Here is a 20401-nt window from a genome sequence, read left to right on the forward strand (position 1 = left end):
GGTATGTCCTGGCAATGCGCGCAGTAATTGTCCCCTTGCGCGTCGTTTGAGCTTTATATCGTAAAGCATAAAACCGCTCGTTTGGCGTGCGAAATCAATCTCCTACCATTTTTAGTGCTGTGGTGCAGTGACGCACACTCGATTATTTCCGAACGGTTGTGCTGGAAAATAACATGCGGGAGATGCACCCATTTTTCGATGCGCTGGAAATATTTTTATATTTGACGGTTTTTTGAGCGCGGCATAAAAATATAACGATTGCAAAATTCTCCCGTCTCCGTGATTTTTAAGCGTAGATGGGCAAACTCCATTGCGACGGGCTGCCGCGCGATTGTCGACCCATATAAGTCAATCAATCCAACCCTTTATTTCGTCAATGATAGCCATCTGTTTATTCGAGCCTGAAAACTAACCATCGGATCTTGGCTACCAATCGTCGGAGCTATTCCGTAATTTAATTTGTGTAATTATATGTGTCGTCGAATCTGTTTCGATAAATAGTATTTTGATAAATATTATGGATTTATCAGGGATGAATTTTTGTTTGAATTTATGTCAAGGAGTTTTGCGTGAATAGTTCAGATGTTTGCGATCTTCCGATCTTTGATCCAGATAAGGACTGGATAACATTAGAAAAGAATCATTCGAACGCAGAATTTAACCAGGCCTATTCCCATGTGCAGCGTCGCACCGCAGACGACAATCTGGCGATGAGCTTTGAGGGCAACCAGTCGCGCCCGTATCCGGTTATGTCTGGGGTCTGCGCACTGCACGCTGAAGCGCAGGCGATCCTGGAGAAGCGAGTCACGATCGTATACGGTGCTTTGCAGAAGATCGTCGCGGCGTATCGTGCAGACGCGAATCTTCAGGCGTTTCTGGACATTCCAGGCCCACTGAAGCAGTGGGTGCGGGAGGATGCTCATCCCGCCAATAACAACGTCGATCTATGCCGATTCGACCTGATGGGGCGCACGCTATCGGAACTCAAAATCATTGAGTTCAACTGTAATGCGCCCGGTGGAATCGTGTACGCGGGTTTGATCAACCGCTACTGGCGCGAGGCGCCATTTACGTCGGAGCTTATCGGCTCATGGGGCGGTGCGTCGTCCACGTTTGAGCGCGAGGACTGGGTTGCCACATGGCTGTCAAAGTTAGCGCGTCAACGTGGCATGTGTGACGTCAAAGGCATTGGACTCTTGCATCCAGAGGGCGGAAATATTCTCGAATTACCTCATCTGAAGAAGCGGCTTGAGGCGATCGGCCTGCATTCGGTCATGCTCACGCCCGAGCAGATCAACCAGAGCGATGAGCAATCGTTCCAGCTTGCCTACCTGAAATATGGTGTGCAGCGCGCCATTCAGGACGTCCCGCAATGGAATCAGTTCTGCCGAAGTATCGTAGAAGGCCGACTTGTGGTTCAGTCATCGCTGGCGGGGCGTTGGATCGGTGACAACAAGCTATGCGTGGCGGTGATGTCCGATCCCCGTTTCTCTTATCTCTTCGATGATACCGATCGTGCGGCTATCGGCACCATCATTCCGATGAGCTGGAAGCTGGGTGACGGTATCACGCAAAGAGACGTGATCGATGACAAGGACGACTTCGTCATCAAGCATCCGTACGGAACGCGCGGAGCGTCGGTTCATGTCGGCCGTGATTACGACGATCGTGCATGGCGGCAACTGATAAACAAGACCTCATCGCTCGGCTATGTCGTGCAGCAATATGTTGAATCCGACTTTGAGATTGACGGAGAGTCCTGCTTTCGGGATCTCGTGGTCATGATCGCCAGCGGCGCGATCGTCGGGTACGGATCGCGAGTTAGCCGGGCGCGCAAAGTCAACATCGCGCAGGACGGGCGAAAGATGGCGGTGCTGAGTTCCCTCGGAGCAACGCACTCATGAAGACAGTTAAGCGTCATTCCACTACTTTCTCGCGCGCTCGGACTGCGCCCATTGTTGCACCTCTTTCAGCGTTAGCTCGTGCGCGAGAGTAAGCGGTTCGGCGCACTGGCCTGCAAGGACTTCAGGCTGTTTATTTTCGGTAACAGCCTGTCTTTGGTCGGGACCTGGGTGCAGCGGATCGGCACAGGATGGCTTGCATGGGAGGCAAGCCATTCGAGCATGTGGCTCGGTATCCTCGCGTTGGCGGATCTTTTTCCGACGGTGCTTCTTGCACCGATAGCCGGCGTCATTGCGGACCGTTGCGACCGGCGCCGCATCATTCTGTATTGTCAGTATGTGGGGGCGGCAATGGCCGTCTTGCAGGCCGGTCTGCTTTTGAGTCATGCCAGCTCGATGGAGTGGCTCCTTGCTGTGACATTCATATCGGGCATAGCAAGCGCGCTGTGCCAGCCCGCACGGCTCTCATGGATCGCAACGCTGGTGCCGCAGCGGAGGGTCGCTTCGGCGGTCGCAATCAATTCGCTATGCTTCAATCTCGCGCGCTTTGTCGGTCCGGCCATTGCGGGAGCATTGCTGCTGAAGCTGGATCCTGCAGCGTTGTTTTTGTTCAACGCGCTCAGCTACGCCGCGTTCATCGCCGTGTTCTTTCTCATTCCAGTTCAACCACATCCGGCTGAATCTGCACTGCCGTTGTATTGGCTAAGCGATATCACCGGCGGAGTTCGCTACCTGCTGTCGAACGTCCCGCTGCGGGCGACCCTCGTGATCCTGGCGGCGTCCGCCGTGTGCATTCGCGGCGTTCCGGACATGGCACCGGCGATTGCCGGTGAACTGTTGCAGCGTGGCCCGCAAGGCTTTGCGTCACTTGTGGCGGCGACAGGCGCCGGCGCGCTGGTGGGCGGCGTATGGTTTGGCAGCCGTGGCCAGACAAAATTGTTAATGACCTTGATCAGGTTGCACGTTCTGAGCGCATCGCTTTGTGCGCTAGCTTTATCGCTCACGCACAATTTTCGACTGGCGATTGTCCTTTTCTTTGCGATGGGCTTTTCGGTGGTCGTGACGGGTATCGGCGCCCAAACGTTGATTCACCTGTCGGTGCCGCAAACGATGCGAGGGCGCGTGCTCGCGTTGTACGGCGTCATTTATCGTGGTGGACCGGCACTGAATGCCTTGTGGCTCGGCGCGTCAGCGCCACTTTTGGGGCTGCGTATGGTGCTCGGTCTTGGGGCACTGCTGTGCTTCGCCGCTTACTGCACCGCAATGATTTGCGCAACTCGACTCGCTCGCCACCACCTCCCGCCCGAGCAATGACAGGCGCGGGGTGGCTCGAGCGGTTCATGTCCGTCATGGCGAGCCGGCGCCGAGTGGTGCCCGTCCATATACTCACATCGTTGATGAGCAGTGTCGCAGAGGACGCACGCGCCGAGCGCGGCGTGACGGCTTACGGCTTGGTGGACGCCGGATTGAGCTACGTGTCGAACGCGGCGGCCTCCGGGGGGCGTTCGCCGTTGCTCAGGTACGCTGACGGCGTCGCACGCGGCAATCGATGGGGCCTGCGCGGCATGGACAAGCTTGGCAATGCACTCAGCGCGACTTTTGTACTGGAAAGAGGTTTCGGCACAAGTGGTGGCGAGTCATCGCAAAGCAGTGCGCTCGCTCGCATCGCTTATCTCGGCGTGTCGATGCGCGGTATCGGCGCGCTGACGTTTGGGCGCCAAACCGCATTGTCGGCGTTGTACGTAGGTAGCAACTACACGATGGGAAGCCAGTCGGCCGCGGGCAACTACGCCTATCATATCAATGACATCGATCAGTTGGCATCTGGACGCGTCAGTAACGCAGTGAAGATTAGTATCACGAAATTTTACAGGTTGGAGATTGGCGGCATGGCTGCATTCACCAACCGGACGGAAGCGGCGAGCGACGCGGGTCACGATGTTTTATCGAACGCGTACAGCGTGGGACTGAACTACATCAGCGAATCGTTTGCCATGGGTGCGGCGTACACCGGCATCCATTTTCTGAGTGGCCCGACGGCACCGCTGCCCAGCATCACCGTCGCGAACGTTAGGGTGGGCGATCTGCGTCATCTGGGCACTTACGCCGTGGGCGCGCGTTGCATCATCGGCGCAATGCGCGTCTGGGCTAACGTCACCCGCACCACGTTGGCGCCGAGGGCCGGCGCCGCATCAAAACTCGATAACCTCGAAATAGGGGGCAGGTACGCCCTGACGGCTGTATTCGGCCTTGCGCTCGGCTATACGCGTTCGACGCTTGTGGGTGCGTCCAGCGGCAGGTGGAATCAGATCAACATGGCACTGGACTATGCCATGTCGAAGCGTACCGACGTTTACGTTGTGGCGATTCGGCAAACAGCGTCGGGCAGCAATACCGTGGCCGGCGTGCCGGTGCCGGTGCCGGTGCAGGCGGAAATTGGCTCGAGCCCGCGTGTGATCGGCAATTCAGGAACGGGCACCAATAGCCAGATGGCGCTGCGCATTGGCGTGCTCCATCGATTCTGACATCAACGGGTCGGCTCGCTGCGCACCGGCCAGCCACGGACCTTTGCGCTCCAGCCGGTTCAGTTCGCCCACGCGTCGCTTCAAACCTTCTTCAGATACTCAGCCTTCAGCATGAAGTTGCCTGCGTCCATCTTGCAGTCCACTTCGTGATCGCCGCCGACAAGGCGAATGCTTTTCACCTTGGTGCCCATTTTCAGCGTGATTGACGAGCCTTTCACCTTCAGGTCCTTGATCAGCACCACCGCGTCGCCGTCGGCCAGCGGGTTGCCGTTGGCGTCCTTGACGACGCGCTCGTCGGCCTCGTCAGCGCTCGCGGCGGCGGTCATCGGCCACTCGTGCGCGCAATCCGGGCAGACGTAATTTTCGCCGTCCGGGTAGGTGTTTTCCATTGCGCATTGCGGGCAGGCGGGAATCGTCGACATGATTTTCTTTCCAGAGCGCGGCGCGCCGCGGATAACTTCAGGGTCGGCGAGTATAGCGGACCTTGACGAAGCCACATTCGTCCTACACGCCGGAAGCTGCTTTAGCGCAAACCGGTAATGGCGATACCGGGATGTTTGCACAACTGGTTGCGGCGGCGCTTCGCCGATACGATGAATACACCCATCCTAACTTTCAGGGCAACCGCAATGAAACGCTTTCATATTGCTTTGGCTGTCGCCAACCTCGACGCTTCCATCGAAGACTACACCCGCCGTCTCGATCAGCCACCCACCGCGGTTGTCCCCGGCCGTTACGCGATGTGGCGCACCGATCTGCTCAACTTTTCGATCAACGAGATGCCGGATAAAAGCGGACAGCTTCGGCACGTCGGCTTCGAGGACGATTCAGTGGAAGGCCACTCGAGCAGCAAAGACGTGAATGGGCTCGAATGGGAGCTGTTTTCCGTAGAGGAGCAGGATCGGCGGATCGTCAGCACTTACGGCGAGGCGGTAAGGACGGACAAAGGCTGACGCGCTGGTTCCGCCCAGCAGCATTCGGGATGGCCGGTGCTCGACGCCGCACGACGCGCCCCTGCGCGCTTCGTCCTCTCTAGCGCAGCTTCGCGAACGCCGCCCTATACTTGCTGAGTGCTTGACGAGCAGAGGCCCTTCACAGCGCTTTGCCAGCCCCGCAAACCGGATCCATTGTCCTCATTTCACCCAAGGAGTCGCGCCATGGTCAAACTCGCTCTGTACGTTCGTCTTGAAGCCAAACCCGGCAAGGAACAGGATGTCGAGGCCTTTCTGCTGGGCGGCTTGCCGCTCGTCGAAGAGGAGCCTGCTACCACCGCCTGGTTCGGCATGAAGCTGGGACCGTCCACCTATGCCATTTTCGACGCTTTCCCGGACGAAGCGGGCCGCGAGGCGCATCTGAACGGCAAGGTGGCCGCCGCACTGATGGCGAAGGCCGGCGAGCTATTCGCCACGCCGCCCAGCATCCACAAGATCGACGTACTGGCGGCCAAACTGCCCGGCTGACTGAGCGTCCAGTCCGCCCGGGCATCAATCGACCGGCGCAGCCTTTTTAACAATCGCAAAACATCGCGCCAGCGTGCCAGGCGCCCGGGCGTCAATCGCCCGGCGCGTCCGTAGCCAGACGGTTTGCGTGATGCGCGTGCTTTTCCTCATACATCAGCAGATCGGCGCGTTGCACGCCGGCTTCGAGGCGGTCGCCGCGCTGGCACGTCGCCGCACCCATTGAAAGACTCAGTGGCGAGCCCGGATAAAACTGGTTGTTCAGGTCGACCAGCTGGCGGATCGCATCGACCATCGCGGCGCCGCTGCGCTCGTCGGTGTCCGGCATCAGGATCGCGAACTCGTCTCCGCCGATGCGCGCAGCGTGAAATGGCGCGTCCGTCGCCTTGGCCAGCACTTCGCCGGCGCGCCGCAGCAGTGCGTCGCCGGCCGCGTGGCCGAGCTGGTCGTTCACGCGTTTGAGACCGTTCAGATCGGCCATGATGATCGTCACCGGCCACGGACCTTTGCGCTCCAGCCGGTTCAGTTCATCGACGTAGAACGAGCGGTTGCGCAGCTTGGTCAGCACGTCATGCTTGCCCAGGAACTCCAGATAAGCTTCGGCTTTCTTGCGCGCCGTGATGTCGGTGAGGGCCACCAGCACCAGGTCCCAATTGCGTTCATGGCCCGGCAGTACGGAGAACTGCAGGTGCACGTGCACCTCGTTGCCGTCGAGCGAATAGTTGAGCACTTCGCGCTGCTGGAACAGTTTGCCGTCCCATAGATCGATCAACTGCTCGCGGAAATGCGGGCGCATGTCGTCGCGGAAAACGTCGGGCAGGCGCGCCAGCAGCGTTTTTTTGTCTTTCGCCACGAACATGTCGAGCGTGTGCTGATTCACGTCGAGTACGTGGATTTCCTGCATGCAGCGCTCGACAAACTCGGGATGCACGTCGGTGAACACCCGAAAATCGCTGATCCCGGCTGAGCGCGCGTCGTCGAGCAGACGCTTGACCGCGCTGAAATCTTCCACCCACAGCGACACCGGCGAATGTTCGAACAGGCCGCGCACATACTCTTCGGCAAGCGTGACGCGATGCCGCGCGCCTTCCAGTTCGGTGATGTCTTCGACGGAGACAAGCACGCGGTCCCAGCGTTCTTCGTGGCCGGGCAGTACGGCGCCCTTGAGCAGCACGTCGAGCCGGCGGCCGCCGAGCGTGTAGTTGACCGTCTGGCTCGTGAACTGCACCTGGCCCGCCCACAATTGGCATAGCTCTTCGAGGTGGGTCTTGAGCATGTCGTCGCGGAACACCGAGGCGAGATTGGCGGTGAGCGTGTCGAAATCGGCGGCCTCGAACTGTGCCAGCGTCTTCTGGTTGACCTTGATGACACGGATGCTGTGCGCGCATTCGGCAACCCGGTTAGGTTCGGCGGCGAAATGGGCGCGCAGGTCCGTCACACCTTGTGCCCGCCATGCGTCGAATAGCGCGCGCACGCCGCTGAAGTCTTCGAGCCAGAGCGAGACTGGCGCGAGTTCGAACATTTCGGAATCGTCCCGCAAGGGGACTTCCTTCGGGACGCCCCCCAGGAGGACTTCCTTTGGGGCGTCGTTGGCGGGCACTGAGCCGCGCGGGATGTTGTCCAGCATGGGATTCCCGTGGTCGGAGTTCCGGCTATTCTAAAGCGGCTTGGGGTCGGCTCAAAAGAAAGGCGCATGACGCGTCCTGTTCGCGCCGGTCCATCCACGAATATAACGGCGTGGCTCGGATGGACTTTAGGCGCACGGCAGCGGGCTTGCAGCGGGGCTGCGGGAGGCTTGTTACACTCACTCGTCACGTCTCCCGTCCGTCACCGCCTTAAGAAAAAGCGCCCGTTATGAAACCATCCCTGCTGGTTCTGATCCCCTTGAAGGACGCAAGCCGCGCCGGTGTCGAGGCTGCTTTCGACGTCGTCTATGCACCCGATGCTACCCAGCGGGCCGCGGCGATCGCCGCGCATGGCGAGACGATCCGCGCCGTGCTGACCAACGGCACGACCGGGCTGACGGCTGCTGAAATCGACCGGATGCCGCAACTCGAATTGGTCAGCGCGCTCGGCGCCGGCTATGAAAACCTCGCCATCGACCACGCCCGCTCGCGCGGCATCGTGCTCGTCAACGGCGCGGGCACCAACGATCACTGCGTGGCCGATCACGCGTTCGCCTTGCTGCTCGCGGTGGTGCGCGACGTGCCGCAACTCGATCAGGGCACCCGTGAGGGCGTCTGGCGCGACACGCTGCCTTTGCGGCCGAGCGTGTCCGGCAAGCGGCTCGGCATCGTTGGGCTTGGCAATATCGGCGAAAAGATCGCACGGCGTGGCGCCGGCTTCGAAATGGAAATCGGGTATCACAACCGCAAACCGCGTGAAGGCTCGTCGCTGCGCTATTTCGACAGCGTGCGGGGGCTCGCGCAGTGGTGCGATTTTCTAGTGGTGGCGACGCCGGGCGGCGCCGGTACGCGTCATCTGATCGGCGCCGAGGTGCTGGAAGCGCTGGGGAGCGGCGGTTTCGTGGTCAACGTTTCTCGCGGCAGTGTGGTGGATACCGCAGCGTTGGCCCAGGCGCTCGCCGCCGGCGCGATTGCCGGTGCGGGTCTGGACGTCTATGAAGGCGAGCCGCATCCGCCCGAGGCCTTGCTCACGCTGCGCAACGTGGTGCTGACTCCGCACGTGGGCGGCCGCTCGCCGGAAGCGATCGCAGCCTCGGTCGACAATTTTCTGGCCAATGCGAAGCGGCATTTCGCTGGCGAAGCGGTGTTGACGCCGATCTGAGCGGCACACGCGCGCAAGCCGCACGTTCGCCGTTTACGGCTGTCGACCTTCTACTAAGGCCGGCCTACCGTTGTTCTTCGCGGCCTGCGTGGGTGCCGATGTATTCGTACTCTTCGGTATTCAGCCGCGAAACGCGCAGTTCGACCGCGCTGCGGTGATACGAGTAGGCGATCCGCCGGATTTCGAGCAGCGGTCCACCGACGCTCACGTTCAACTGCGTGCTTTCCAGTTCGTTGGCCGATGCCACGCTCACGCGTTCGTCGGTCTCGACCACGTTGATGCCGAACACGTCCTGGTAAAAGTTGTAGAGCGTATTAGGCCGGTTACGGAGTTTCGCTTCGGTGAGGCCAGGAAAATGCGCTTCCGGCACCGTGATGTGTTCGATCAGAACGGTTTTGCCATGCAGTGCCAGGCCGTTGACGAACTGGAACACGCGCGCACCGGTTTCGATGCTGAGCATCGCAGCTACCTCGCGGGACGCACGCGCTTTTTTAAATTCGATCAGCTTGACGACGGGATAGGCTTTGTCGCCATCGCGCCGGACGATGCGGAAAAACCGGAAAAAATGCCGGTCGCGCTGATGCATGGACACGAAGGTACCGAGACCCTGATGACGGATCAGAATGTTCTCGGCGCAGAGTTCGTCGATTGCTTTACGCAGCGTGCCGATCGACACGCCGAACCGTTCGGCGAGCCGCTTCTCCGAAGGAATGCATTCGCCGCCTTTCCATTCGCCCGCCGAGAGCGCGGCCAGAATCGCGCTCTTGACCTCCTTGTACCGCGTGCCGCCCAGCGCGGGCGGATTGATGGCGAGCGTGCTCATGACAACCCCTGAGATGCGCGAGCCGCGCGATGCCGCTCGCGAAGGTTAAACCTGCCCCGATTTTAGCCGACTATCTCATCTAGCACATCTAGATGAGATAGTTTCTGTAGGCTCGTCGCGACAAGGGTTTTTACCTGCCAAACGCACTGGCGCACCGGTGTTTCGCGCCACGCATCCACAAGAAACACTTGTCCTTCAACCAAGAATTACTGGCTTTTCAAGTGGGCACGCACGGCTCTAACCTGATGACCAGCCAGTATCTTTCAGCAGAACAATTGGGCATTACAACTATCCCTATGCAGCCTTCCGTCAGCGATTTGCTGAGTGTGCGCGTGTGGCGCGGTGCCGAAGACGGCGCCTTCGAATCATTCGAGGTTCCGCGCCGCGCCAGTCAAACCGTGCTGGACGTCGTCACGCATATCCAGCGCTGTATCGACGCTACTTTGTCCTACCGGTTCGCGTGCCGCGTCGGCATGTGCGGTTCCTGTGCGATGACCGTGAACGGCCGCGCGCGCTGGACCTGCCGCACGCATGTGGCGAAGGTGCTGCGCCATCCTGGCGATGTGCTCGAAATTGCGCCGTTGAATCATCTGCCGATCGTCAAGGATCTCGCCGTCGACATGACGCAGTTCTTCGACAAATGGCGCGACGCCAAAGGTTTTTTTGCGGGCAATCGTGACCGTAGCGCTCCGCTCGAACAGGTCGATCCGGCTTCGCCCGAACGGCAGGCGGCCGATGCGGGCATCGAGTGCATCGGCTGCGGCGTGTGCTATGCGAGCTGTGACGTGGTCGGCTGGAAACCGGACTATCTCGGACCGGCCGCGCTCAATCGCGCATGGACCCTCGTCAACGACGTGCGCGATGTCCAGCAGGCCGCTCGCCACGATGCGGTCGCCACCGATGCAGGCTGCCACTCATGCCACACGCTCGGCTCGTGTACGGAGCGCTGTCCGAAGGCACTTGCGCCGACCGCCAGCATCGCCGGCCTCAAGCGTGCGGGCCGGATGCCGCCGAAAGGAGGCCCGCGATGAATCGAAGCCTCAACGGCTGGTGGCTGCAGCGCTTGTCCGCGATGGTGCTGACGCTCTGTGTCTCGGTGCATCTGGCGACCATGGTCTGGGTCGTCCACGGTGGCCTGCGCGCTGTCGATGTGATCGGGCGTCTGCATGGAAACATCGTATGGGGCGTGTTCTACGCGGTCTTCGTGATCGCGGCGGCTGTGCACGTGCCAGTGGGCTTGCGTCGTATCGCGGACGAATGGCTGAATTGGCGTGGTGCGTGGGCGGCACGCGCCAGCATGCTTGTGGGCATTGCGCTGGCGCTGGCCGGCCTGCGCGCGGTCTACGCGCTGATTGCGGGAGCACCGGCATGAGCACCCACGCACGCACGTCCACACGCACGGTCACGCCTGGCCGCAAGCTCGACTTCCGCGCCCGCAATCATCCCGCGTGGTGGGCCTTTCTGGTTCATCGGCTATCCGGTCTCGCGCTGGCCTTTTTCCTGCCCGCGCATTTCTGGGCACTCGGCACGGCGCTCAACGGCGCCGCGTCTTTCGAGTCGTTCCTGACGATCACGCGTGCGCCGGCATTCGTTTTCGCGGAGTGGGGGCTGGTCACGCTGCTCGCGGCGCATCTGATCGGCGGCGTGCGTCTGTTATTGATCGAGTTCCGGCCGTGGAGCGGTTTGCGTAAGGATCTCATCGCGTTGACCGCCGGCGGCGCGTTTGTCATCGGCATGGCGTTTGCGCTTTCACTGACCCTGTGAGCGAGCGTCTTCGAAGAGGCTTCAATGGAAACCACGACGAGATTCACAACGGATTTCACCGTCGATTACGCGTTGATCGAAGAGATTGCCAAGACGCTGTATATCCGCTCGCTCAAGCAGCTTCCGCCGGATATCAAGGACGGCATCGCGAAGCTCGAAGCCGGCGAGCGTAACGACACCGCGCGGCGGGTGCTCGGCACGATGCGCCAGAACATCGTGGTGGCTGAGCGTGACGACAATCTGCTTTGTCAGGACACCGGGCTGCCGATCTACAACATCACGATCGGCCAGGACGTGCGGTTCGACGGCATGCGCCTGAAGGCTGCGATTCGAAGCGGCTGTGCTCGCGCCACGCATGAGCATCCTCTACGCTCGTCGGTTGTCCATCCGCTTACGCGCCACAACGAGCAGAATTCTTGCGGTGCGGAAGTCCCCGTGATTCATGTCGATTTCGACGATTCGCCGGGGACGCTGTCCATCGAAATGATTCCGAAGGGCAGCGGCTCGGAGAACAACTCGTTTCTACGCATGGCGATTCCGGCTGAGGGTGTCGATGCGATCCGGCGCTTCGTGATTGATTGTGTAGTCGATGCGGGCGGCAAGACATGTCCGCCGACGATCGTCGGTGTCGGCATCGGCGGTACTTCGGACCTGTGCGTGGCGCTGGCGAAGCGCGCGGCCACGCGGGCGCTCGGCACCCACTGCCGCGATGAACACGGTGCGGCGCTGGAGCAGCAGTTGTCGGCGGCGGTCAATCAGCTGGGCGTCGGACCGCAAGGATTGGGCGGCGATGCGACCGCGTTCGCCGTGCACGTCGAACTGGCTGCCACTCACATTACGATGAACCCGGTCGCCGTGAACATGCAGTGCCATTCGGCACGGCGCGCGCGCGCGACCGTGACCGCGCAGGGAGTGGCATATGGCTACTGAAACGCCTTCCACCGGCACGCATCACACGCTCGACATGCCGGCGAGCGAGGCGCAGATCCGCGCGTTGCGCATCGGAGATACGGTGACGCTCAATCACACCCTGTTCGGTATTCGTGACGCCACCCAGATCCACATGTTCGACCACGGCCGCACCACGCGCTTCGATTTGCACGGTCACGCAGTGATTCATACGGCGCCGAATGTGCGGCGCGTGGCGGTCTCGCCTGAGCATCCCGCAGGTTACGAACCGGTGTGCATCGGCACGACGACGTCCGCGCGCATGGAACGCTTTACCGCGCCGTTGATGCAGACCTACGGCGTGCGTGCCGTGATCGGCAAGGGTGGCCTCGGCACGGCCTCGAGCGCCGCGTTCGTGGAATTCGGCGGCGTCTATCTGGCGATCGTCGGCGGCACGGCGGCGTTGGAAACCACCTGGATCGAACAGATCGAAGACGTGGATCTCGACGATCTCAATCCCGAATCGCTCTGGCGCTTCAGGATTCGCGGCTTCGGCCCGTTGCTGGTCGCCATGGATAGTCACGGCGGCAGCCTCTACACGGCAGTTCAACAGAATACGCGGTCGCAGCGCGATGCAGTGCTCGCGTCGCTCGGCATTCGCGTGTGAGACGTATCCGGAACGCGACCCCATGAAACAGTTCGATACCGACATTCTCATTCTGGGCAGCGGCGGCGCCGGCCTGTTCGCGGCGCTGCACGCGCAGGCGGCCGCGCCGCAATTGCGCATTACCGTAGCGGTCAAAGGGTTGCTCGGCAAATGCGGCTGTACGCGCATGGTGCAGGGTGGCTACAACGTCGCGCTCGCACCGGGCGATTCGATCGAGCGGCACTTCATGGACACGATCGAAGGCGGCAAATGGCTCTCGAATCAGGACCTGGCGTGGATGCTGGTGACGGGCGCCGTCGAGCGGATTCGCGAACTGGAAAACGAACTGGGCTGTTTCTTCGACCGCAATCCGGATGGCTCCGTGCGGCAGAAAGCGTTCGCCGGTCAGACTTTCGACCGCACTGTCCATAAGGGGGACCAGACGGGCATCGAGATCATCAACCGGTTGGCGGAGCAGGTGTGGGCACGCGGTATCGACCGGCTGGAAGAGCATCGCGCGGTGGAGTTCATTCGCAGCCGCGACGGTGCATCGCTCGCCGGCGTGTTGATGATCGACATGCGTAACGGCGAATTCGTGTTCGTCCGCACTCAGGCCGTGTTGCTCGCGACCGGCGGCGGCCCGACCATGTATCGCTATCACACGCCGAGCGGCGACAAGAGTTGCGACGGCATGGCGATGGCGTTGCGCGCCGGCCTGACCCTGCGCGACATGGAGATGGTGCAGTTTCATCCGACCGGACTGCTGGCGGGCGCCGACACGCGCATGACCGGCACCGTGCTCGAAGAAGGGCTGCGCGGCGCGGGCGGGTATCTGCTCACCGGTGCGGGCGAGCGTTTCATGCAGGCTTACGATCCGCGCGCCGAACGTGCGACGCGCGATGTGGTTTCGCGCAGCATCTTCCGCGAGCTGCGCGCCGGCCACGCGACGCCCAACGGCGGCGTCTATTTGCAAATGCATCATCTCGGCGCCGAGAGTGTGCGCAAGCGCTTCAAGGGCATGGTCGAGCGCTGTGCCGACTGCGGCTTCGATCTGGCGGGCGGTCTCGTCGAAGTCGTGCCCACGGCGCATTACATGATGGGCGGCGTCGTCTTCGAATCCAATTGCGCGACCACGCTGCCGGGCCTTTTCGTGGCCGGCGAGGACGCGGGTGGCGTGCACGGCGCAAACCGGTTGGGCGGCAACGGCGTGGCGAATTCGACGGTGTTCGGCGGGATCGCGGGCGACACGCTGGCGGCGTGGGTGCCGCGCCACGGCCATTTCGCCGATGCCGATACCGACGCGATCAACGCGGCGATGGCCCGCTGCACTCGCCCCTTGCACCAGCCGCGCGGCAATCTCGAAGCGATCCGCGACGCGCTCGCCGAAGTCATGTGGAACGATGTCGGCATTCTGCGCGACGCAGCGGGGCTCGAGCGCGCGCGGCGTCAACTGGTGGAGCTTGACGCACAGCTCGACGAAACCGGTATCGACGGCCGCGATTTGCGCTTCAATCTGTCCTGGCACGACTGGATGAACCTGCGCAATCTGATCCTCGTAAGCCGCGCGATCACCGAGTCGGCGCTGCTCAGGGAGAACTCACGCGGCGCGCATTATCGCGAGGACTTTCCTGACGCGGGCGAACTGGAGACATCCGAATATATGTGCCTGCGCCTCGAAGGCGAAAACTTCGCGGCAAGCCGTCAACCGGTTCAGTTCACGCGGGTGCGTCCTGGCGAGTCGCTGATCGAAGAAGAAAGCTCGGCGGTGTCGATGAAATGACGCTTCACGGCATCCGTGAACGCCTCGCGCGGGTGATCGCGCCGTTCCAGCAGACCGACCCGGCGCGGCGTGATGCGCTCGGGCAGCGGCGTGACCTGCAGGCCCGTCTCGCGGGTCCAGTGCGCGTTGGCGAGAAGCGGCACGATGGACACGCCGAAGCCGCGCCGCACCATTTCAGAAATGGCCTCGATCGAATTCAGCTCCATGATCTCGTCGCTCGCAAAGCCGAGTTGGCGAAGCGCGTTGTCGACGAGCACGCCGGTCCAGGTATGACGGTCGAAGCGGATAAACGGCTCTTCGAGCAAGGATTCGATCGACGCGTGCTGGCCGCTCGCGGGTGAAATGAACACCATCGGTTCGCTATACAGCACGGTCCATTTGAGCGCCGCCGGCAGCGCGGACGGCGATTGCGCGACGATTGCCGCATCGAGTTCGCCGCTCTCCACGCGTGCCGCAAAATCGCTCGACAGCCCCGTGAACAGCTTCAGATCGAGACGCGGATAGCGTTGCTTGAGTTTGAGCATCGCGTCGGCAAACGCGCCCATCAGCGAGGAGACGAGGGCGCCGACGCGAACCGTGCCCGACAGCTCGCCGGCATCGCCCGTCGCGAGAATCTGCCGATAGTTTGCTACCAGCGTTTCCGCGAGTGGCAGCACGGCGCGGCCCTGTGCGCTGAGCGACACCGAGCGGGCTGCGCGATCGAACAGCACGAGGTCGAGATCGCGTTCCAGCGAGCGCATCTGCAAGCCGACCGCAGCCTGCGTCAGACACACCTCTTCAGCGGCGGCGGCGAACGAGCCGTGCCGCGCCACCGAAAGAAACGTCACGAAATAGCGAATCGCGCTCACGACGGCTCCGCTCCCTTTACTGCATGCCCCAGCGCTGCACTGTATGACGCTCCAGCACGCGGAAAATCAGATTCTCGACGGCGAGCCCGATCAGAATCACGGTGAACAGACCGGCAAACACATTGGCGATATCGAGCAGATTCTTGTTCTCGTAGATGAACCAGCCGAGGCCGCCCGAACCGGAACTCACGCCGAATACCAGCTCGGCCGCGATCAGCGTGCGCCATGCAAAAGCCCAGCCGATTTTCAGCCCGGTGAGGATGCTTGGGAACGCCGCGGGCACGAGAATCTGCAGCACGTAGCGGCCGCCACGCAAGCCGTAGTTGCGCCCGACCATCTTCAGCGTGTTGCTGACCGACAAAAACCCCGAGTGCGTATTGAGTGCCACCGACCACGTGACCGAATGCACCAGCACGAAGATCAGGCTGCCGTTGCCGAGGCCGAACCAGATCAGCGCCAGCGGCAGCAGCGCGATGGCGGGCAACGGATTGAGCATGGAGGTCATCGTCTCCAGAAAATCGGTGCCGATGCGCGAGGTGATCGCCGCAGCCGTGAGCAGGGCGGCGAGTACGATCCCGAACGCGTAGCCGATCAGCAACACATGGATCGACGCCCACGCCTTGCCCGGCAATTCGCCGCTTGCAATGCTTTTGAAGAAAGCATCGATGGTCGCGCTGAAGGTCGGAAACAGCAGCGGGTTGTTCAGCCAGCGACCATAGATTTCCCAGATACCCGCGAGCAGCATCAGAATGACCAGCTTGCGAATCCAGGCCTGGTTATAAAGCCGCTCGAACGGCGACAAGGGTTTTTCGACGACGCTGAACTCGCGTGTCTCGGATGGCTCGCGGACCACGTCGGCGCGCCGTACGACAGGCGGGACATTGCGATGACTGGAGCTGCCGTGGGTAAGCATGTCAGACATTTTCCGCCCTCTCGATTTCGTCTTCGAACAGCATGTGCTGGATGCGCTTTTCCAGCGCAATAGCGGCTTCCGGCGTCGCCGCCGTTTCAAGTTCGGCTTTCACCTGGCCGGGGTGCGGCGACAACAGCAGAATCCGGCTGCCCACCTTGATCGCTTCGGGAATCGAGTGCGTGACAAATAGCACGGTGAAGCGTGTCTCGTCCCAGAGCGCAAGGAGTTCGTCCTGCATCTTGCGGCGGGTGAGTGCGTCGAGCGCGGCGAACGGCTCATCCATCAGCAGGATGTCGGGCTCCATCGCCATACCGCGCGCAATGGCGACGCGCTGCTTCATGCCGCCCGAGAGCGTATGCGGATAGCTGTCGGCGAACGAGGAGAGATTGACCTTGTCGATGTAATGCATCGCGCGGTCCTCGATTTCCTTCGCGGGCAACCGATGCGACGCCTGCAGCGCGAACATCACGTTCTGCCTGACCGTTTTCCACGGCAGCAACTGGTCGAATTCCTGAAACACCATCATCCGGTCGGGGCCGGGGCGGGTGACGACTTTTCCCTTCAGCGAAATCGTGCCCTCGGTCGGCGCGAGATAACCGCCGACGCTCTTGAGCAAGGTCGACTTGCCGCAGCCGGACGGGCCCAGCAAGACAAATCGATCGCCGCGGAATACTTCGAAGTCCACGCGGTAAGTGGCCATCACGAGGGTTTTCGGTGTTTTGTATTGCAGCGTCACGCCGCGCACGGCAAGCAGCGGCGACGTGTCGGGATAAGGCGTGGCTTCGGTCGCGGCGCGCATATCAGCTTCCTTGCAGGGATTGAGCGGTCGGGAAAAACATGTCCTTCCACGATTGCGGCTTAGTCTTGATGAGCCCGGTGCGCGCCATGAAATCGGCGTATTTGATGGTGTTCTGCGGCACGGTGGTGAACGACACGTCCGGCGACGAGATCATTTTCTCCACTTCGTCGACGCTGCTCTTTTCCTTCGATATCCGCAGATAGGCGATGGCGGCCGCGTGCTTGTCATGATTGATCCAGGCTTCCGATTCGTCTAACGCGTCCATGAACGCCTTCGTCAGTTTCGGGTTCTCCTGATAGAAGCGCGTCGTGCACCAGACGAGGTTGAAACTCGATTTGCCGCCGAGCACGTCATACGAATTGAGCACGGTATGCACATTCGGCTTTTGCAACTCCTGTTCCTGGAACGGCGGCGAGCCGAAGTGCGCGGTGACCTCGCTGTTGCCGGACATCATGGCCTGCTGCGCATCCGGGTGAGCGAGCGACACGGTGTATTTGTCGAGTTGGCCCTGATTCCCCGGGCCGAATGCTTTTTCCGCAGCCATCTGCAAGGTGATCGCCTGGATCGACACCTTGGCCGCTGGCAGCGCGATCTTGTCCTGACCCGTGAAGTCCTTCACGGTCTTCACTTTTGCGTTGGTCGTATTGAGCAGCAGCGGCATCGAATTGATCGCAGCCAACGCCTTGACCTCGACCGGCGTGCCCTTGGTGCGCGACCACAGCAGCACAAGCGGCGCCACGCCCCCCGAGGCGATCTGCAACGAGTCGGACAGCAGCGAGTCGTTCATCACATTGCCGCCGGCAAACTCGACCCATGAAACTTTCAGATCCTTGATGCCCATCTGTGCCGCGTGTTTTTCCAGAAGCTTCTGGTCCTGCATGATCATGAGCGGCAGGTAGCTCACGCCATACTGGCGGGCAATCTTCACCTCGCTGAGTTCCGCGCGCGCGGAGCCGGCGGCAAGCATGCCGGACAGCATGCAGGCGACGCCTATCGATCGAAATACGCTCTTCACGTTCATTGCTGGCACACCCTATGGTTGTGGAGCGCCGGCGAGGCGCGCGTGGGGACGAAGAAAGAAAAACGAGGCAAGGCGGCCAGGCGCTCACTTGCGCAAGGCGATTTGCCGGACGCGTTGCGTGACTGCATGCGCTAATGAGTACGTCAATGGGTGCGCAAATGAGCGCGCGAGCGATGGAGCGAAGGGTGGCGTATGCCGCATGGGCGCAAGCAAGTCCCATGGCTTGTAGAGAGGGGCAAGCATCATGCGTGTCTCCTGTGGCCGGTCGTGCGTCGTGCGCGCACTGCATGCCGGCATGCGTTCAGCTCTTTTCCGGTGCGGCGATAAGCGTGTTGCAGTGCATCCAATGACCCGTGTTATGTAGGTCATCTGTATGAGTTCGAAGTCTAGGCGATGACGCGCGTGAAAGCAAACTGGTAGAAACGCGGCATGCATCGCATCGACTGCGTTCATCAGCCGCAAGCGCGGGCACTACTGGAAAACACTCATCCAACACATATAGATGACCTAGTTGACATACACAGACGTGCCGCCTAATATCAGTTCACAGCAGCGCGTTTGGCTCGCTGCCCCGGCGGGACCCACACCGCATTCAACACACGAACGGAGACGCTAATGAGCAATCCCACGGCAGACATCAACGGTACCGCGGCAGCGGGCGCGGCGCCTGAACGCAAGACGATTCATATCGTGCTGCACGAGGCGAAAGACACAGTCGGCGTGGCAGTCGTCGAGGGCATCAAGGCGGGTACGCAACTCAACGCGTGGATCATGGACGACGACGAGATCGTGACGTTTCCCGCCAAGCAGGACATTCCGATCGGTCACAAGGTGGCGCTCAAGGACATGGCGGTCGGCGACACGGTGTTCAAGTACGGCGTGGATATCGGCAAGGTGGTCGCGCCGATCAGCGCCGGCGAGCACGCTCACGTGCACAACATCAAGACGAAGCGCTGGTAAGCGGGGGGCGTCTTTCCAGCCACCGCTTGTCCTTTTGCGAACCGCATCAAACCGAACCGAATCGAACCGAACCCGAACGAGAGACACACCATGAGCGTGATTGATCTGGATACGACTTTCCGCGGCTATCGTCGCGACAATGGCCGCGTTGGCGTACGCAACCATGTGATCATTCTGCCGGTCGACGATCTGTCGAATGCCGCCGCGCTAGCCGTCGAGAACAACATCAAGGGCACGATGGCGCTGCCGCACCCGTATGGGCGGCTGCAATTCGGCGCCGACCTCGACCTGCATTTCCGTACGCTGATCGGCGCGGGCAGCAACCCGAATGTCGCGGCCGTGGTCGTGATCGGCATCGAGGAAGGCTGGACCAAGCGCGTCGTCGACGGCATTGCGAAAACCGGCAAGCCGGTGATGGGCTTCGGCATCGAACTGCATGGGGACCACGACACCATCATGCGTGCTTCGAAGGCCGCGAAAGAAATGGTGCAGTACGCCACGTCGCTCGATCGCGAGGAGTGCCCGATCTCGGACCTGTGGGTCTCCACCAAATGCGGCGAGTCGGACACCACCTCGGGCTGCGGTGCGAACCCGACGGTCGGTAATGCTTTCGACAAGCTGTATGGCCTTGGCACCACGCTCGTCTTCGGCGAGACCTCGGAGCTTACGGGTGGCGAACAGATCGTCGCCGCGCGCTGTGCCAACGACGGCGTGCGCGAGCGTTTTCAGTTCATGTTCGACCGTTATCAGGACATGATCAACCGCTGGAAAACGGACGATCTTTCCGAGTCGCAGCCGACCAAGGGCAATATCGCGGGCGGTCTGACGACCATCGAAGAGAAGGCGCTCGGCAATATCCAGAAGATCGGCAAGAAGTGCATGGTGGACGGCGTGCTCGACAAGGCCGAGGAACCGACGCACTCGGGGTTGTGGTTCATGGACTCGTCGTCGGCGGCGGCGGAGATGGTGACGTTGTGCGCGGCGTCCGGCTTTGCGGTCCATTTCTTCCCGACCGGGCAGGGCAACGTGATCGGCAATCCGATCGTACCGGTCATCAAGATCTGCGCGAACCCGCGTACGGTTCGCACCATGGGCGAGCATATCGACGTCGACGTGACCGGCATCCTGCAGCGCGAGCAGAACCTCGACCAGAGCGGCGACAAACTGCTCGAATGCATGATGGCCACGATCAACGGCCGTTTCACGGCGGCGGAAGCGCTCGGCCATCGCGAGTTCGTGCTGACACGCCTGTTCGAAAGCGCCTGATTCTGGAGGGTTGACCGCTCCGG

At 61.2% G+C, this 20401-nt stretch carries 21 protein-coding genes; 14 read left to right on the plus strand and 7 right to left on the minus strand.

Annotation, left to right across the window (positions count from 1 at the left end; genetic code table 11):
* Positions 1-569: 569 nt before the first annotated feature.
* The 3 genes from KHO31_RS27850 (at position 570) to KHO31_RS27860 (ending at position 4426) form a co-directional block, all read left to right on the plus strand.
* A complete protein-coding gene (locus KHO31_RS27850) occupies positions 570-1904 on the plus strand; it encodes a hypothetical protein (protein ID WP_201078559.1) in 1335 nt (444 codons plus the stop codon).
* Positions 1905-1982: 78 nt separating this feature from the next.
* A complete protein-coding gene (locus KHO31_RS27855) occupies positions 1983-3215 on the plus strand; it encodes an MFS transporter (RefSeq protein WP_201078557.1) in 1233 nt (410 codons plus the stop codon).
* Positions 3216-3298: 83 nt separating this feature from the next.
* Positions 3299-4426 (plus strand): porin, encoded by a 1128-nt coding sequence (locus tag KHO31_RS27860; RefSeq protein ID WP_211624584.1) that lies wholly within the window; start codon positions 3299-3301, stop codon positions 4424-4426.
* 80 nt (positions 4427-4506) lie between these two features.
* Here the strand turns inward: KHO31_RS27860 and KHO31_RS27865 are convergent, their stop codons facing one another.
* Entirely contained in the window at positions 4507-4848 is a 342-nt protein-coding gene (locus tag KHO31_RS27865; protein WP_074287721.1) for a zinc ribbon domain-containing protein YjdM, read from the minus strand.
* Between the two features lie 207 nt (positions 4849-5055).
* Here KHO31_RS27865 and KHO31_RS27870 point away from each other — a divergent pair, with 207 nt between their 5' ends.
* Positions 5056-5379: a VOC family protein gene (locus KHO31_RS27870; RefSeq protein ID WP_211624586.1), complete on the plus strand. Its 324-nt coding sequence runs from the start codon at positions 5056-5058 to the stop codon at positions 5377-5379.
* A gap of 204 nt (positions 5380-5583) precedes the next feature.
* Positions 5584-5886, plus strand: coding sequence for a putative quinol monooxygenase (locus tag KHO31_RS27875; RefSeq protein WP_211624588.1), 303 nt, complete (start codon positions 5584-5586; stop codon positions 5884-5886).
* A gap of 91 nt (positions 5887-5977) precedes the next feature.
* On the opposite strand, the gene KHO31_RS27880 is transcribed toward KHO31_RS27875, so the two are convergent.
* Positions 5978-7510 carry a sensor domain-containing diguanylate cyclase gene (locus KHO31_RS27880; RefSeq protein WP_201078549.1) on the minus strand — a complete coding sequence of 511 codons (1533 nt, stop codon included), beginning with the start codon at positions 7508-7510 and terminating at the stop codon, positions 5978-5980.
* Between the two features lie 227 nt (positions 7511-7737).
* Between KHO31_RS27880 and KHO31_RS27885 the strand changes: the two genes are divergently transcribed.
* Entirely contained in the window at positions 7738-8670 is a 933-nt protein-coding gene (locus KHO31_RS27885; RefSeq protein WP_201078547.1) for a 2-hydroxyacid dehydrogenase, read from the plus strand.
* 64 nt (positions 8671-8734) lie between these two features.
* On the opposite strand, the gene KHO31_RS27890 is transcribed toward KHO31_RS27885, so the two are convergent.
* The gene (locus KHO31_RS27890; RefSeq protein ID WP_211624590.1) at positions 8735-9493 is read right to left on the minus strand and encodes a GntR family transcriptional regulator; all 759 of its coding nucleotides are present in this window, start codon (positions 9491-9493) and stop codon (positions 8735-8737) included.
* Between the two features lie 296 nt (positions 9494-9789).
* On the opposite strand from KHO31_RS27890, the gene KHO31_RS27895 reads away from it, so the two are divergent.
* Genes KHO31_RS27895 through KHO31_RS27920 form a run of 6 tightly spaced genes read left to right on the plus strand, consistent with a single transcriptional unit; the run spans position 9790 to position 14571 of the window.
* On the plus strand, positions 9790-10524 hold the full coding sequence (locus KHO31_RS27895) for a succinate dehydrogenase/fumarate reductase iron-sulfur subunit (RefSeq protein WP_211624592.1): 735 nt from the start codon (positions 9790-9792) through the stop codon (positions 10522-10524).
* On the plus strand, positions 10521-10865 hold the full coding sequence (locus tag KHO31_RS27900; protein WP_200653704.1) for a succinate dehydrogenase: 345 nt from the start codon (positions 10521-10523) through the stop codon (positions 10863-10865). Before KHO31_RS27895 ends, KHO31_RS27900 begins: the two co-directional genes overlap by 4 nt.
* Complete coding sequence (sdhC, locus tag KHO31_RS27905) at positions 10862-11257, plus strand: succinate dehydrogenase, cytochrome b556 subunit (RefSeq protein WP_211624594.1); 396 nt, start codon at positions 10862-10864, stop codon at positions 11255-11257. Before KHO31_RS27900 ends, sdhC begins: the two co-directional genes overlap by 4 nt.
* A 24-nt stretch (positions 11258-11281) precedes the next feature.
* Positions 11282-12187 carry a fumarate hydratase gene (locus KHO31_RS27910; protein WP_201078539.1) on the plus strand — a complete coding sequence of 302 codons (906 nt, stop codon included), beginning with the start codon at positions 11282-11284 and terminating at the stop codon, positions 12185-12187.
* Positions 12177-12812: a fumarate hydratase C-terminal domain-containing protein gene (locus KHO31_RS27915; protein ID WP_200653707.1), complete on the plus strand. Its 636-nt coding sequence runs from the start codon at positions 12177-12179 to the stop codon at positions 12810-12812. The genes KHO31_RS27910 and KHO31_RS27915 overlap by 11 nt, the downstream gene beginning before the upstream one ends.
* 22 nt (positions 12813-12834) lie before the next feature.
* Positions 12835-14571: an L-aspartate oxidase gene (locus KHO31_RS27920; RefSeq protein WP_211624596.1), complete on the plus strand. Its 1737-nt coding sequence runs from the start codon at positions 12835-12837 to the stop codon at positions 14569-14571.
* On the opposite strand, the gene KHO31_RS27925 is transcribed toward KHO31_RS27920, so the two are convergent.
* From KHO31_RS27925 to KHO31_RS27940, 4 genes are read right to left on the minus strand one after another with little or no spacing between them, the layout of a single operon-like run.
* Positions 14502-15419: a LysR substrate-binding domain-containing protein gene (locus tag KHO31_RS27925; protein WP_201078535.1), complete on the minus strand. Its 918-nt coding sequence runs from the start codon at positions 15417-15419 to the stop codon at positions 14502-14504. The two genes, KHO31_RS27920 and KHO31_RS27925, sit on opposite strands and share 70 nt — an antisense overlap.
* Positions 15420-15435: 16 nt before the next feature.
* Complete coding sequence (locus KHO31_RS27930) at positions 15436-16341, minus strand: ABC transporter permease (RefSeq protein ID WP_200653710.1); 906 nt, start codon at positions 16339-16341, stop codon at positions 15436-15438.
* Positions 16334-17131, minus strand: coding sequence for an ABC transporter ATP-binding protein (locus KHO31_RS27935; RefSeq protein WP_200653711.1), 798 nt, complete (start codon positions 17129-17131; stop codon positions 16334-16336). The genes KHO31_RS27930 and KHO31_RS27935 overlap by 8 nt, the downstream gene beginning before the upstream one ends.
* A 1-nt stretch (position 17132) precedes the next feature.
* Complete coding sequence (locus KHO31_RS27940; protein WP_201078531.1) at positions 17133-18152, minus strand: ABC transporter substrate-binding protein; 1020 nt, start codon at positions 18150-18152, stop codon at positions 17133-17135.
* 615 nt (positions 18153-18767) lie between these two features.
* On the opposite strand from KHO31_RS27940, the gene KHO31_RS27945 reads away from it, so the two are divergent.
* Positions 18768-19112 carry a UxaA family hydrolase gene (locus tag KHO31_RS27945; protein ID WP_234487979.1) on the plus strand — a complete coding sequence of 115 codons (345 nt, stop codon included), beginning with the start codon at positions 18768-18770 and terminating at the stop codon, positions 19110-19112.
* A gap of 90 nt (positions 19113-19202) precedes the next feature.
* On the plus strand, positions 19203-20378 hold the full coding sequence (locus KHO31_RS27950) for a UxaA family hydrolase (RefSeq protein WP_236564299.1): 1176 nt from the start codon (positions 19203-19205) through the stop codon (positions 20376-20378).
* The last annotated feature ends 23 nt before the right edge of the window (positions 20379-20401 follow it).

Source organism: Paraburkholderia domus, assembly GCF_905220705.1.
GTDB lineage: Bacteria > Pseudomonadota > Gammaproteobacteria > Burkholderiales > Burkholderiaceae > Paraburkholderia > Paraburkholderia domus.

Coding starts and splice junctions, on each gene's coding strand:
- KHO31_RS27930 (WP_200653710.1), bottom strand. CDS start 16,341: ATGTCTGACATGCTTACCCACGGCAGCTCCAGTCATCGCAATGTCCCG.
- KHO31_RS27935 (WP_200653711.1), bottom strand. CDS start 17,131: ATGCGCGCCGCGACCGAAGCCACGCCTTATCCCGACACGTCGCCGCTG.
- KHO31_RS27910 (WP_201078539.1), top strand. CDS start 11,282: ATGGAAACCACGACGAGATTCACAACGGATTTCACCGTCGATTACGCG.
- KHO31_RS27950 (WP_236564299.1), top strand. CDS start 19,203: ATGAGCGTGATTGATCTGGATACGACTTTCCGCGGCTATCGTCGCGAC.
- KHO31_RS27915 (WP_200653707.1), top strand. CDS start 12,177: ATGGCTACTGAAACGCCTTCCACCGGCACGCATCACACGCTCGACATG.
- KHO31_RS27880 (WP_201078549.1), bottom strand. CDS start 7,510: ATGCTGGACAACATCCCGCGCGGCTCAGTGCCCGCCAACGACGCCCCA.
- KHO31_RS27885 (WP_201078547.1), top strand. CDS start 7,738: ATGAAACCATCCCTGCTGGTTCTGATCCCCTTGAAGGACGCAAGCCGC.
- KHO31_RS27895 (WP_211624592.1), top strand. CDS start 9,790: ATGCAGCCTTCCGTCAGCGATTTGCTGAGTGTGCGCGTGTGGCGCGGT.
- KHO31_RS27875 (WP_211624588.1), top strand. CDS start 5,584: ATGGTCAAACTCGCTCTGTACGTTCGTCTTGAAGCCAAACCCGGCAAG.
- KHO31_RS27945 (WP_234487979.1), top strand. CDS start 18,768: ATGAGCAATCCCACGGCAGACATCAACGGTACCGCGGCAGCGGGCGCG.
- KHO31_RS27940 (WP_201078531.1), bottom strand. CDS start 18,152: ATGAACGTGAAGAGCGTATTTCGATCGATAGGCGTCGCCTGCATGCTG.
- KHO31_RS27870 (WP_211624586.1), top strand. CDS start 5,056: ATGAAACGCTTTCATATTGCTTTGGCTGTCGCCAACCTCGACGCTTCC.
- KHO31_RS27865 (WP_074287721.1), bottom strand. CDS start 4,848: ATGTCGACGATTCCCGCCTGCCCGCAATGCGCAATGGAAAACACCTAC.
- KHO31_RS27900 (WP_200653704.1), top strand. CDS start 10,521: ATGAATCGAAGCCTCAACGGCTGGTGGCTGCAGCGCTTGTCCGCGATG.
- KHO31_RS27890 (WP_211624590.1), bottom strand. CDS start 9,493: ATGAGCACGCTCGCCATCAATCCGCCCGCGCTGGGCGGCACGCGGTAC.
- sdhC (WP_211624594.1), top strand. CDS start 10,862: ATGAGCACCCACGCACGCACGTCCACACGCACGGTCACGCCTGGCCGC.
- KHO31_RS27860 (WP_211624584.1), top strand. CDS start 3,299: ATGAGCAGTGTCGCAGAGGACGCACGCGCCGAGCGCGGCGTGACGGCT.
- KHO31_RS27920 (WP_211624596.1), top strand. CDS start 12,835: ATGAAACAGTTCGATACCGACATTCTCATTCTGGGCAGCGGCGGCGCC.